The organism is Xenorhabdus bharatensis, from assembly GCF_037996705.1.
In the GTDB taxonomy this organism is placed as follows: domain Bacteria; phylum Pseudomonadota; class Gammaproteobacteria; order Enterobacterales; family Enterobacteriaceae; genus Xenorhabdus; species Xenorhabdus bharatensis.
Window position 1 is genome coordinate 148983 of the sequence record NZ_JBBMXG010000004.1, and the last position, 12797, is coordinate 161779.

Consider the following 12797-nt stretch of genomic DNA (forward strand, 5'->3'; position numbering starts at 1 on the left):
TTTAAGATCAATTGTTATTGATATAAAGTGAAATCAACCGGTAATTCAACCGTAACACTGCCATTGGTTAAAATAGAATCAGGCGGGATAGGTAATGGCTGCGCCCTTTCCAGTACCAGCCTTGCTTCCCTGTCAAGTGAGTTCGTTCCGGAGCGTCTTACCAATTCACTGTCAATCACATTACCAAATTGATTAACTGTAAATTTCACCATTGGGCGCCCTGTACGTTTTCTCCTCTGAGCATCTCCGGGGTATTTTTTATAACGGTTTAAATGGCCGCTGACTTCCGCCTGCCAGACAGCTTTAGCATCAGCGGCGGCATCTGAATTACTTTCATAAGAAGCCGCTGTGCGGGAAGTAATATTATCCGCCGTCGCCGTACTGGTTGTCGGTGCTGCGGTGCTTTGTGATTTTTCACTTTCCTGTTCTTTTGCCTGCACTCGCTTAACCGGTTGAGCTTTTTTAGGTGCGTCCTGTTCTTTTGGTTTCTTTTTCTTCGTTTTATCAACCAGGAGCATGGCTTCTTCATTCACATCCAGTTTCGGCATATTGACAGCATCAACCTTACTTTCCTGTTGTTCGCTGGTAACAGATAACTGTTGCTCAATACCAATCGGTTGTTTTTCGACTTTGTGTATTGCTTCCGTCTGTAGTGATACTTCCATCATAACTGCGGGTGGAGGTAAAAATTCCTCTATATCAAGATCCTTCGGTTTATAAACCAACCAACCGACCAACAGGGCATGCAGTGTGATAGCGGCGAGAAAGGATTTTGTCACGTGACCAACGTGAGTGGTTTGATACGTTGTATACGTCAACATTTCTTATAGCACATTATGTCAAAGATAAATTAAGGGAATGATAATCAATTGGATATATAAATGAAAACTATTTTTATTTATTATGAGCATCACATCCTTGTGATAGATACACCTACTTAGTTACATTGGTAGTCACTTTGGGTGTATACCAGACAAAATCAGCGTATTCTTTATTCAAAACAACGCCTTTTTCAGCAATAACCAGCACAACAACCTGTTCATCAGATGCTGCTTTTTTCACATGCTGAGGCACTCCCATTGCTTTTACCGCATGGTATCCTCCGGCAAACAACATTGCAGGTGATGGCGCTTGCATCAATTGCTCTGCCATTCTCTGATCACGAAGCTGCTGAATTTTGCTCATTGCAGAAAGATGTAATTCATCAATATTTCCACCATGGGAATTTTTGATGGTTTCATCAATACGCTTTTTGACATCCTCAGAAACTAAGGAAGTTTTGTCTCCAGCCTTGTGGTTTTTATACGCCCGATCGATTTCACTGCGATTCAGGTTAGCCGCTAACAAGGGATAAGGCGCTTTCACCAGTTCCACAACCAGTTTGCCATATTGCTCCCAAGGCCAGCCTTCTTGCCACGCCAACAGCTGTTTAACGCGCTCATCTCTGACTATCGGATCACTCTGTAACCAGCTTTTAACTTTATTGACTCTTTCTTGCTGATCCGGATTAATCATTTCCAGCAATACGGAACCATGAGGCCGTTTTTTCTCCAACTGCTGAACTAGCCATAATTCAATTTGATGATGATAAGGATTATCGTGTTTTTCACCGACAATAATTCTGGAATAGGTGGCCAATTGATTAAGTAGTTCATCAGAAGTGATGGCTTTGCCTGTTCTCATGTCAAGCAACACACCTGATTGGGTTAATTCACCGGAAAGCGTTTTTTTTACTACCTGAGAGGTATTTTGTGTCGTTGTTGATGTTGCCGCACAACCGCCAAGCAGTAAGGCACATGCTAAAAAAGTTGTTTTTATACAGATAGATGTTTTCATTGGTATTCATTATCCCGTTAAAAATTCCCTGCATATTATAGATAATGATAATTATTTACAAATAAAAATACCCCGCCAAATCAGAGCCTGACGGGGTATTTGTCTGTTTTTCCCGGCTAATGAATGAAACCGGGATATCGATGCCAGTAAATTACAGCGCCAATCAATTACAACGGATTAGTCTGCGCTTCGACCGCAGCCAGTGCCACCATGTTAACAATACGGCGAACAGAAGCGATTGGTGTCAGTACATGCACAGGCTTTGAAACCCCCATCAGAACCGGGCCAACAGTGACGCCATCTGAACTGGTGACACGCAGTAAGTTATAACTGATACGGGCTGCTTCCATATTAGGCATAATCAGCAAGTTAGCTGAACCTTTCAACGGGCTGTCCGGCATAATGTCACGGCGAATACTTTCCACCAGTGCAGCATCACCATGCATTTCACCATCAATTTCCAGTGATGGTGCCATTTGTTGTACCAGCTCCAGCGTCTTACGCATTTTTTTAGCAGATTCACAGTCAGAAGAACCAAAACTTGAACGGGATAACAGAGCAACTTTGGGTTCAATGCCGAAGCGACGTACAGTTTCTGCTGCCATCAGTGTAATTTCCGCCAGCTCTTCTGGAGTCGGATCTTCGTTAACATAAGTGTCAGCAATAAAAGTATTCCCCATTGGCAGCAACAAGGCATTCATTGCACCTGCTGTATGCACACCCTGACGGAAACCAAAGACTTCTTTGATAATCTGATAATGCTCACCATAACTACCAACCGTACCACAAATCAGGCCATCAGCTTCGCCACGATGAACCATAATGGCACCGATCAGAGTCGGATTACCAATAACCGACCGACGGGCCTGATCCTGTGAAACACCACGGCGCTTCATCAGTTGGTAGTATTCCTGCCAGTATTCTTTGAAACGTGGATCGTTTTCGTTATTAACAACTTCGAAATCTTTACCTGCTTCAATATGAAGCCCCTGCTTCTTGATGCGCATTTCGATAACGCTTGGGCGACCAATCAGGACAGGATACGCCAACCCGAGGGAAACTAATTCCTGAGTTGCGTGCAGTACCCGGATATCTTCACCTTCTGCCAGTACAATACGTTTTTTCTCTTTTTTAGCCTGAGAAAAAATAGGCTTCATGAATAAGTTAGTTTTGTAGACAAACTCATTCAGTTTTTCGATATAGGCACCGAAATCAGTAATAGGACGGGTTGCCACGCCTGAATCCATCGCTGCTTTTGCTACAGCAGGTGCAATTTTCACAATCAGACGTGGATCAAATGGCTTCGGTATAATGTATTCTGGGCCGAAGAACAAATCCTGATCGCCATAGGCAGAAGCCACTTCCTGACTTTGTTCAGCCAGTGCCAGATCAGCAATTGCGTGTACACAAGCCAGTTTCATCTCTTCATTAATAGTCGTCGCACCTACATCCAGCGCACCACGGAAGATGAATGGGAAACAGAGCACGTTATTGACCTGATTAGGGAAATCAGAACGGCCTGTACAAATAATTGCGTCAGGACGCACAGCTTTTGCCAGTGGTGGCAAAATTTCCGGCTCTGGGTTCGCCAGTGCCATAATGAGCGGGTCCTTCGCCATTGTTTTCACCATCTCTGGCGTCAGTACGCCGGGGCCGGAGCATCCGAGGAAAATATCAGAATCAGGAATAACATCGGACAGTGTACGGCTGCCATTATCTTCAATTGCGTAATCAGCTTTCGTTTTTTCCATATTCTCTTCGCGACCACGATAGATAACCCCTTTCGAGTCACAAACGACAATATTTTCACGTTTCAGGCCTAGAGCTACCAGCAGGTTCATACAGGCAATAGAGGCAGCACCCGCACCTGATACGACCATCCGCACTTTGCTGATATCTTTATTAACAACACGCAGCCCATTAAGTACCGCAGCAGTACAGATAATGGCTGTACCATGCTGGTCATCATGGAATACAGGAATTTTCATCCGCTCGCGAAGTTTCTGTTCAATATAGAAGCACTCAGGAGCTTTGATATCCTCAAGGTTGATACCGCCAAAAGTCGGCTCTAATGCTGCAATGATGTCAATTAATTTATCCGGATTAGACTCATCTATTTCGATGTCAAAAACATCAATGCCAGAGAATTTTTTGAATAGAACACCTTTTCCTTCCATTACGGGCTTGCCAGCCAGTGCACCGATATTTCCCAGCCCCAAGACAGCACTACCATTGGAGATAACTGCCACCAGATTACCACGGGCAGTATATTTATATGCCGCCAGTGGATCTTCTGCTATTTCAAGGCAAGGCGCGGCAACACCCGGTGAATATGCCAAAGCTAAGTCACGTTGTGTCGTCAATGGTTTAGTCGGAGTAACCGTGATTTTCCCCGGCTGTGGAAATTCATGAAAATCAAGGGCACTTTGTTTTAATTTTTCGTCCATCGTCTGATCCTTTGTGAGTCATGTCTAAGTAAAAATCCGCTCAGTATAATAGTTACGGAAGGTTAAATCATGGTGCTAACCGCATTTTTGTCAATGATCACTGAAACTTCAGATCATACCCCCTATTATTTTCACAATTCAACGCAGCCAACAAAGCCATCAACAAAGAAGTAACCTTAAAAATAAAGAGTATAAAATGATCGGTGAATGGCTTCACATTAACCAATATTATATAGAAATACTCTAATTATACTCATGTAGAGGTAGCTGCGTTTTCTATCCATTAATAACTCACTGAATTAATAAAAGAGACATTTAAGAAACAACTTTAAAATGAGTTTACAAAAACAAAAATTAATCTATAAAATAATCATAGAAATTTGATTGAGAAAATTATTAGCAATTAAGGAAAATCATTTTCTTATGTCTGTGGAATTTATTTCACGTGAATTGATAAACCTATTTGCGATATTTCATTTTTTATATCAGGATATATTTTTAGAATCTCTATTATTGATGATTCAATATACTCTATAAAAATCACACAGCTATTTAACATAAAACAGAATTCTGTTTTTTATGTTTTATCAAAACATAAGATCGGCATTTCTATTATGGGAGAAGGAATATGCATAATCATACAGTCATGATAGTCGATGATCACCCTATCATTCGTCATGGTTTAAAAGGGCTGATTGAATCAGAAAGAGAACTTATTGTGACTGCGGAGACAGATAACGGCGAAGATGCCATTAATATCGCTTGTCAGATAAAGCCAGATATCATTTTGATGGATTTGAAGATCCACGGGCTTTCGGGGATTGATACGATTAAGTCATTACGCCGGAAAGGGCTTAATTCCTATGTTCTGGTTCTCTCAGATTCAGATAACAGAGGTGATGTTTATGATGCTGTTGATGCAGGTGCAAATGGTTATTTGTTAAAAGATATTGAACTTAGCCCTCTGCTGGTTAACATAAAAAAAGCAGTAAACGGACAAGCCGTATACAGCGAGAAGGTTTACCAATATTTATCTAATCGTCATCTTTATGTTGATCCTTTATCCAAATTAACCAAACGAGAATTAGATGTTTTAAAAGAAATCTCAGAAGGAATGACGAATAAAGAAATTGCTGACTTTCTTTTTATCTCAGAAGAAACAGTCAAAGTCCATACGCGTAACCTGTTGAAAAAACTTAAAGCCCGTTCCCGCCTCGAAGCCACCATTACCTATCTGAAACATAGAAAAGCAGATTTAATATAATATTCGGCGCTCAATTATTACAATTAGTAACACAATTTCCCTGATTTTAATTTACAGGGAAATTGTGAATTAATCTCTCCAAAAGTTAATGATAATTAATTCAACTAAATTTATAATAATTTAACTTATAATAAATAATATTATTATTTTTCAATGAAACTAAGTTTTAAAAGTTAATTTATTCACCAGATATATAGATAGTTGTATTTTGTAAATTTTAACTATCTATCGATATTAAATAAAGCAAACCAATTCGTGTCTAGCTGGCCTCTGAACAATACTTGCGAGCATCGTGAACGGATGAAAATGAAACCCCACTTAACCGAAACAACCTGCAAGGTTTGTGCTATCTGGATAAAATGGCAAATTTCCCGCATTATACTCTCCGCCTTTCAGAGTTCAGCCAACAGGCTTCAACTTGAAAGTAACAGCTATACCCAATGGATTTCGCGTTGCGTTGCAGTGACAAGAGGTAACAAATTCATCAGAAATGAATTGACCCCGTCAGCAAAGAGGCACGGCTTGAAAGACAACGAGTATATATGTCGGATTAAATCAGGATTAAGGATCTCATCATGCCAGATACCACCTTTCAAAAAACATTCACTCTGTACGGTATCAAAAATTGCGATACTGTGAAAAAAGCACGTCGTTGGTTGGAAGATCAAGAGATCCCATATCAATTTCATGACTATCGCGCTGACGGTTTATCACCTGAGCTACTTCAGCTATTTATCGAACAGTTAGGTTGGGAATCTTTACTGAATACCCGTGGAACAACCTGGCGTAAATTGACCGACGAGCAAAAATCAACCATCAATAATGCCGAAGCAGCCAAAGCTCTGATGCTGGAACAACCCGCTATCATTAAACGACCACTATTAGTGTCTCAAGTCGCGTCTCAAGAAGAAGCCACATCACAAAAAACAGGCAGTTACTTACTGGGTTTCAAAGCTGAACAGTACCAACAGTTTTTTTCGCGTGATTCTGTCCAATAGTTTCTGAAAGAAAGCTGACAAAACTACAGCTTGAAACAGGTAGGGAATTTCTCTTACAAATATACCCGGTAGATTTCAGGCTGCATCGCGACAGCGAAAAAACGCAGCCTGAAAGATGACAGGCAGAACGATCTTCCAACTTAATAGGGGCTTATATAATGACTTGTCCAGTAATTGAATTAACCCAGCAATTAATTAAAAGGCCTTCCGTCAGCCCCGATGATCAGGGCTGTCAGGAGATTATGATCCAACGCCTGCAAAATGCGGGTTTTACCATTGAACGGATGCCTTTTGGTGATACCCTGAATTTCTGGGCCTACCATGGAACAGGAGCAACGTTTGCTCTGGCAGGCCATACCGATGTTGTCCCTGCTGGTGATATGTCAGAATGGCAAAGCCCGCCATTTGAACCAATCATTCGTGATGGCATGTTGTATGGTCGCGGTGCGGCGGATATGAAAGGCTCTCTGGCTGCCATGATTGTTGCCGCTGAGCGTTTTGTTGCAGAAAATCCTAATCATCAGGGCCGTCTTGCTTTCTTAATTACTTCCGATGAAGAAGCCCACGCGGTAAACGGTACTGTTAAGGTTGTTGAAGCTTTAATGGCCCGCCAAGAACGGCTGGATTACTGTCTGGTGGGTGAACCCTCCAGCCAAAAGCGCCTTGGCGATATGATCAAAAATGGTCGCCGGGGTTCTCTGACTGCAACTGTGACCATCAATGGTATTCAGGGGCATGTTGCTTATCCTCAATTTGCTGATAATCCAATTCATAATTCACTCCCCTTCCTACAAGAACTCGTCAATACTAAATGGGATAATGGCAATGAGTTTTTCCCTGCAACGAGTATGCAAATAGTCAATATTAATGCAGGTACAGGAAGCAATAACGTCATACCGGGTAAATTAAAAGTTCAGTTTAACTTCCGTTTCAGTACCGAACTGACGGATACCGAGATCCGCCAGCGAGTTGAAGACATGTTGAAGAAATATAAACTGAACCATGATATTGAGTGGTGGTTATCCGGTCAGCCCTTCCTGACCTGCAAAGGGGAACTGGTTGATGCGACAGTTGAAGCTATCAGTCATTATTGTGGATACCAGCCGGAACTATCAACCAGCGGCGGTACATCTGACGGACGATTTATTGCCAGAACGGGGGCTCAGGTTGTAGAGTTGGGGCCGATCAACGCAACCATTCATAAAACCAATGAATGTGTCAGCGTATCCGACCTACAGGAATTAAGCCTTATTTATCAGCGTATCATGGAGCAATTAATCAAATTATGACGCCTGAAATGTTGACAGGCCTCTCGACAGAACACCTAGTGACACTGTCGGGAGGCCACCATTTACAATTCGATGCAACTAAAGCGTTCCTTGCAATGCAGCGAGATGCGGCCAATGCAGGCTTTAAGTTACAGCCAGCCAGCTCGTTCCGTGATTTTACCCGCCAACAAACTATCTGGAATGAGAAGTTTCGTGGGCAGCGGCCGGTATTGGATGCCGATAGTCAGCCCCTTGATACCAGCAAAATGACCGAAGGAGAAATCTGTGAAGCCATTCTCCGCTGGTCTGCCCTGCCGGGAGCAAGCCGCCACCATTGGGGAACAGAATTGGATATCTATGATCCTTTCCTGCTGCCTAAGGGTAAAAAACTACTGTTGGAGCCATGGGAATATGAAGCGGGTGGTTATTTTGAACCATTATTTAATTGGTTAACTGAAAACATGTCCCGCTACGACTTTTATCGTCCGTTTACCCGTGACTGTACACTGGGTGTAGCCTATGAACCGTGGCATATCAGCTATTGGCCTCTTTCTCATGAAGCAGAATGTCTATTCAATGAGCAAACTCTGTTAAATGCATGGCAGGATCGTGATATTGCCGGTATCGACTGGCTGACAGCTAACCTCTCCTATGTTTTTAAAAAATACGTTAAAACAGAAGGATAATCATGCATTGGTTAACAGATTATTGGTGGATAGTCCTGCTGTTACTCGCTGGGGTTATTATTAACGCGATAAAAGAACTTAGCCGCCTTAATCCCAAAAAGTTTTTGGATAACAAGCCGGAGCTTCCTCCTCACCGGGATCTTAATGCTTCATGGGATGATGAGGACGACTGGCCTCAGGCGAATGGTAAAAAGCCTGACCATCAAAAGAATGATCAGAAGAAATAGCCCATTCTTTCCATTGTCTGGCAAGTATTTCATCAATATTTGCCAGAGCATGGGCGGTCTCTTCCCGCCAGCATTTCAACAATGCTTTACGCCCATTCAGTGATAACTCATGCGCACATTGCTCAATCTCTAATTTCTGTTGAAGATGTTTTCTCAACGCGGGTAAAGCCAGATCACTTGCCAACAGCAAACGTTGCAACGCAAAGTAAGAAGACGACAAGGACCGATGAGCAAATGCAAAACCTGTCAGCTCCCGCCAGTCACTTTCATTAAGCTGATTATCATCATTATGATCAACAGGCAGCGTAACCCCAGTCAATAACTTTAGCCAATTTGCATCACGGGATAACTGCTGCTGTGCTGTTCGGGCCAGCCATTCCCCCTGTTCACTCAAAGGCAAAATAGCCATTGCAGCATAGCAACCACTACTCGCTTCAAGGTGTGTTCCCATCCGCACTAACTGAAAACCACATTTTTGCCAAAGTGACCAGAGTTCAGCGGTATAACCAAAACTCACGGAAATGAAGTCCAGATTTTGGATTCGGGCGGCCTGACACTGTTGAGCAACCAGACGTTGTCCAATCCCCATACGTCGGTATTGTGCCTGAACAGCAATACGGCTGACTCTCTGGGAACGCATCACTGCTGCCTGAGGAAATCCTGCATGAGCAGCCAAAGACTGGGCGACCAGATTACCTCTCGGGCGACGACGACCAGCCCATATTTCATGTGCCAATGCCGGGGATAACCCGCCTTCATTCACCATCCACAGAGCACCAATCAATTGTGGATTAGCATTTTCGGAACTGGACAGGGCAGCAAGGAATGTCATTCCATTACCATCCAGTAACCGGCGTAAATCGAGAGGAGATGTACGATAATGTGCGCTTGCCAGTAATCCGTAAAACTGCCGCAATAACTGGGGTTGTTGTAACCACGCAGCCTGATTAATAGGCTGAAAAAACAAACTACTTTCAATATTAGGATCAGGCAATGACGATGAGAACAAATTGTTGTCATCAAATAGTAGAGCGTTATCCAGCCATTTTTCCAGCGGATCATTTTCAGACCAGCGCATTGGCGTTTTCAGCTCCCTAATCTGACAGTCAGGCAAAGCCGCACAGAATTTCAATAAAAAACCCCGCCCAGTACCTTCATAACCCTGTACCGTTGTGGTCATGAGTACACGTGGAAAATGTCGAATCAACTCAGATAACTGTGGTGTGGGAATTGCTGCCGCTTCATCAATCAAAAGCCAGTCAGCATTGCTCTGTTGTGTGTCTGTATTTCCCTGTGTCCGACGCACATTTTCTCGGATAAATTTCAGTAAATTATCAACTGACCAGAATGGGATTTGCTGCGCGTCAGAAGCTGTATCGCTATCCTGACAGCCATCTTCAAGACTATGATTAAAAGATTCAGCATAGCGCCGAATGACTTCGGTCGTTATTTTTGCCGGAGCACATAACCAGCAGCTTCCCTGCCACTGACGAGCCAACATTCCGGCAAGTGCTGATTTGCCTCGTCCGCGTGGCGCAGTAACTACCCAGACCCCTTGTGAAACCTGTAGCAATTGTTCAAGTATGAGTTGCTGGCCTGCTGTCGGATTCCCATCCGGCATCTTCCACAACTGGGTCTGAGGCAATAACGATACCTGAAAAGGCTTTTCCTGCCGCCATAATAAACAATCAGAACCATTGTGGAGCTGTTGTTGAATATGCTGAATAAAATGGGGAGTCGGGATCACACCAGCGGATTCATTCCAGCGGGCGCTGTCTTCATCCGGTAAATCACCCCATTGTGACCAGACAGGAACACGCATCACCAACCAACTTCCTGCTTTCAGAGTCCCCGCCAGTATTGCTAACGCTTCGGCATTAAAGCCACGGGTTGCATCAAAGACCCCGTGCAAAAATTCACGCCCCAGTAAGCCCACTGCTTTTACTGGCTCAACTGAGCCGGAAGTACCCGATGCGACTGTTATCCAGTCTCCCGGTAACTGGTTTTTCAGTGAAGCAACAACCTGCTCGCTCCACTGGTTTTCTCCGCTGAGCACCAGTAAACGACGCTGCCCCTGTCGTTGCATCTGTTGCTGCAACGTTTTCCATTCAAAATCCATTCCTGTCATGATTTTCCGATCACAATGGATAATATGCCTGCCGCAATTAATGGGCCAACCGGAACACCTTTAAATAAAGCCACACCGAGCACCGTACCAACCAGTAATCCGGCTACTGTCGATGGTTGATTTGACATCAGGGATACTCCCCTGCTTCCCAGCCATGACACAAGAACGCCGACAGCAATAGCAAGCAATGATTTCCAGTTTAGGAATGAGCTGAATATATCCTGCGCAGATATTTTGCCACTTGCGATAGGTGCCATAACACCGATAGTGAGTATTAGAATCCCCAGTGTTAGACCATATTTTTCGACCCAAGGGAAGAATTGATTCAAGGGGGTGATTCGGACAACGAGCAAAAACAACATTGCCAATGTTACCGTCATGTTATGACTGATAATGCCAAGCCCTGCCAACACTAATAAAATGAGTAAAGTAGGATCAATGTGACTCATCATTTTTCTGTTCCATATATACATTCTGATATGCAGCAGGATGATAACTTAATTATGAAGCGTGTAAGCAGAAATATTAATATCAGTGGAAATATAACCAATGAATCACTATATTTTATAAAAAATAGTTGCTAAGACGCAGTTAATCTTTCAAATTATCTTTCTGACAGATATTGATGCTTTTATAAGGTGAATGCGGAAAGGTCACGAGGCACTTCCTCGGCAACAGGAAGCGTTCATACAGGAAATATGAAAAAATCAGCGCTTTTAATCACAATCAGTATGTTATTAACAGGTTGTACTACTCAATGGATACCAGCAAGGAGCAATCCAACACCTTTTCATGAAGCAGATTTGGAGTGCCAATCAAGCGCTCTACAGCAATTCCCGGTGAAAAATGAAGTAGCCCAAACTTCTCACCTCAAAACCGTCAGAAATTCCTGTGGTAAAGATTGCACATATATGCAAAGTGTTCCTATGACTGAAAGTTACATCATTGACGTTAATGAAAGTTCTAGGAGCCAGGTCTATCGTTTTTGTATGCAGCAAAAAGGCTGGAAACTAAAAACAAATTACTGGCTGTAACCTACCAGAGCCGGGCACTACGCCCTGAAATCATCCTTTAATGAAACCAAAGGTGTTCTAATGTACAGAGCACCTTTGATTTTTTATACCCGCATGTTTGATACAAAACCATCTATCATCCGAGCAAGGTAATCGTTTGCGTCATTAATCCAAAATAACACCAATCCGGTGAGCTACCTCTTCATACGCTTCAATCAAACCACCAAGACTCTGGCGAAAACGATCTTTATCCATTTTATCCATTGTCTGCTTGTCCCACAGGCGGCTGCCATCTGGTGAAAATTCGTCACCTAGCACAACTTTCCCTTTAAACAGGCCGAATTCCAGCTTAAAGTCCACCAAAATTAAACCGGCATCATCAAATAACTTACCCAAAACTTCATTGGCTTGATAGCTCAGGCGCTTCATCTCAGCTAAATGCTCTTTGCTGACCCAACCGAAAGTTTCGCAATAAGATTCATTCACCATCGGATCATGCTTGTCATCATCTTTCAAAAACAGATCAAACAAAGGTGGATTCAGTACCATTCCTTCTTCCACGCCAAGACGCTTCACCAGTGAACCAGCCGCACGATTACGGATAACACATTCAACCGGCACCATATCAAGCTTCTTAACCAGAGATTCATTATCTGACAGTAACTGTTCCAGTTGGGTTGGAATACCCGCTTCTTCCAGCTTACTCATAATGAAGTGGTTAAATTTATTGTTTACCATTCCCTTACGATCAAACTGTTCAATGCGTTCACCATCCAATGCTGATGTATCATTACGGAATTCCAGCACAAGCAAGTCAGGATTATCAGTGGTATACACTGTTTTTGCTTTTCCACGATACAACTCAGCTTTTTTCTGCATATTACACTCCAGAGATATGACATCTTTAAACGGACTATTAAACAAAAAATT

12 protein-coding genes are annotated in these 12797 nt (G+C 42.9%); 6 read left to right on the forward strand and 6 right to left on the reverse strand.

All coding sequences use genetic code 11. The features are described 5' to 3' along the window. Positions 1 to 14: 14 nt before the first annotated feature. From AAC855_RS05560 to maeB, 3 genes are all read right to left on the reverse strand, one after another. Positions 15 to 821, reverse strand: a complete 807-nt coding sequence (locus AAC855_RS05560) for an energy transducer TonB family protein (protein WP_340608638.1) — start codon at positions 819 to 821, stop codon at positions 15 to 17. A 112-nt stretch (positions 822 to 933) separates the two neighbouring features. Next, entirely contained in the window at positions 934 to 1836 is a 903-nt protein-coding gene (locus AAC855_RS05565) for a ChaN family lipoprotein (protein ID WP_340608639.1), read from the reverse strand. A 167-nt stretch (positions 1837 to 2003) separates the two neighbouring features. Continuing rightward, the gene (gene maeB, locus AAC855_RS05570) at positions 2004 to 4283 is read right to left on the reverse strand and encodes an NADP-dependent oxaloacetate-decarboxylating malate dehydrogenase (protein WP_340608640.1); all 2280 of its coding nucleotides are present in this window, start codon (positions 4281 to 4283) and stop codon (positions 2004 to 2006) included. A gap of 628 nt (positions 4284 to 4911) precedes the next feature. Here maeB and AAC855_RS05575 point away from each other — a divergent pair. The 5 genes from AAC855_RS05575 (at position 4912) to AAC855_RS05595 (ending at position 8726) form a co-directional block, all read left to right on the forward strand. Continuing rightward, complete coding sequence (locus AAC855_RS05575) at positions 4912 to 5547, forward strand: response regulator (RefSeq protein WP_340608641.1); 636 nt, start codon at positions 4912 to 4914, stop codon at positions 5545 to 5547. A 575-nt stretch (positions 5548 to 6122) separates the two neighbouring features. Beyond that, a complete protein-coding gene (locus AAC855_RS05580; protein ID WP_340608642.1) occupies positions 6123 to 6545 on the forward strand; it encodes an ArsC family reductase in 423 nt (140 codons plus the stop codon). 158 nt (positions 6546 to 6703) lie between these two features. Next, complete coding sequence (gene dapE, locus AAC855_RS05585) at positions 6704 to 7834, forward strand: succinyl-diaminopimelate desuccinylase (protein ID WP_340608643.1); 1131 nt, start codon at positions 6704 to 6706, stop codon at positions 7832 to 7834. Next, a complete protein-coding gene (locus tag AAC855_RS05590) occupies positions 7828 to 8499 on the forward strand; it encodes a M15 family metallopeptidase (RefSeq protein ID WP_340608747.1) in 672 nt (223 codons plus the stop codon). The genes dapE and AAC855_RS05590 overlap by 7 nt, the downstream gene beginning before the upstream one ends. Positions 8500 to 8501: 2 nt before the next feature. Then, positions 8502 to 8726, forward strand: coding sequence for a YpfN family protein (locus tag AAC855_RS05595; RefSeq protein ID WP_340608644.1), 225 nt, complete (start codon positions 8502 to 8504; stop codon positions 8724 to 8726). On the opposite strand, the gene AAC855_RS05600 is transcribed toward AAC855_RS05595, so the two are convergent. Together AAC855_RS05600 and AAC855_RS05605 are read right to left on the reverse strand one after the other, a co-directional pair. Next, on the reverse strand, positions 8641 to 10854 hold the full coding sequence (locus AAC855_RS05600) for a tRNA(Met) cytidine acetyltransferase TmcA (RefSeq protein ID WP_340608645.1): 2214 nt from the start codon (positions 10852 to 10854) through the stop codon (positions 8641 to 8643). The two genes, AAC855_RS05595 and AAC855_RS05600, sit on opposite strands and share 86 nt — an antisense overlap. After that, the gene (locus AAC855_RS05605; protein WP_099110919.1) at positions 10851 to 11303 is read right to left on the reverse strand and encodes a DUF441 domain-containing protein; all 453 of its coding nucleotides are present in this window, start codon (positions 11301 to 11303) and stop codon (positions 10851 to 10853) included. The genes AAC855_RS05600 and AAC855_RS05605 overlap by 4 nt, the downstream gene beginning before the upstream one ends. Positions 11304 to 11552: 249 nt before the next feature. Here AAC855_RS05605 and AAC855_RS05610 point away from each other — a divergent pair, with 249 nt between their 5' ends. Beyond that, the gene (locus tag AAC855_RS05610) at positions 11553 to 11888 is read left to right on the forward strand and encodes a hypothetical protein (protein WP_340608646.1); all 336 of its coding nucleotides are present in this window, start codon (positions 11553 to 11555) and stop codon (positions 11886 to 11888) included. A 144-nt stretch (positions 11889 to 12032) separates the two neighbouring features. Here AAC855_RS05610 and purC read toward each other — a convergent pair whose 3' ends face one another. Further along, on the reverse strand, positions 12033 to 12746 hold the full coding sequence (purC, locus tag AAC855_RS05615; RefSeq protein WP_340608647.1) for a phosphoribosylaminoimidazolesuccinocarboxamide synthase: 714 nt from the start codon (positions 12744 to 12746) through the stop codon (positions 12033 to 12035). Positions 12747 to 12797: the final 51 nt, after the last annotated feature.